The 444-nt window shown below is 43.2% G+C and carries 1 protein-coding gene; it reads right to left on the bottom strand.

Going from position 1 to position 444, the window contains the following annotated elements:
* Nucleotides 1-444 (bottom strand): ParB family protein (locus tag JMF97_RS30865; RefSeq protein ID WP_273543980.1); only part of this gene is annotated, 444 nt, incomplete at both ends.

Here is a 444-nt window from a genome sequence, read left to right as displayed (position 1 = left end):
GTCGAGTTCTTCCTGTAACTCTTTTGAGAGTCGATTAAACTCATAAGAAAATGCACGGCCTTTCACGCGCTTCCTTGCAAAGCGATCCTTGTCCTCAAATTTCCATAATTCAGTAACTACGGACTTATCTTTAGAACCTTTATCCGTGAGTAGTGAGGCTTCCTTTGTTATCAAGCGCAGGATTTTATTTTTAACTTCATCTTCGGCCATTTCTTCAATAGATAAGATGTCGTTTATTTCCGGGGATATGTTTTGAATAAGCTGATCAAACTCTAAATTCTTGTTCCCCATTTCGTCGCCAACAGCACAAAGCGTTTTGTAGTCCGAAAAGGTTAATTCCGACTGCACAGGGAAAAGGGCGACTAATTCTTCCGGAGCACTCGCTGCCTGGAGAGCACGCTTGACCTTCGCCTGAGACAGCCCTTCTTTGGCTGCAATATCCTT

It is taken from the genome of Micromonospora fiedleri, from assembly GCF_016774385.1.
Classification (GTDB): Bacteria; Actinomycetota; Actinomycetes; order Mycobacteriales; family Micromonosporaceae; genus Micromonospora; species Micromonospora gifhornensis.
This window is presented reverse-complemented; position numbering and strand designations above follow the sequence as displayed.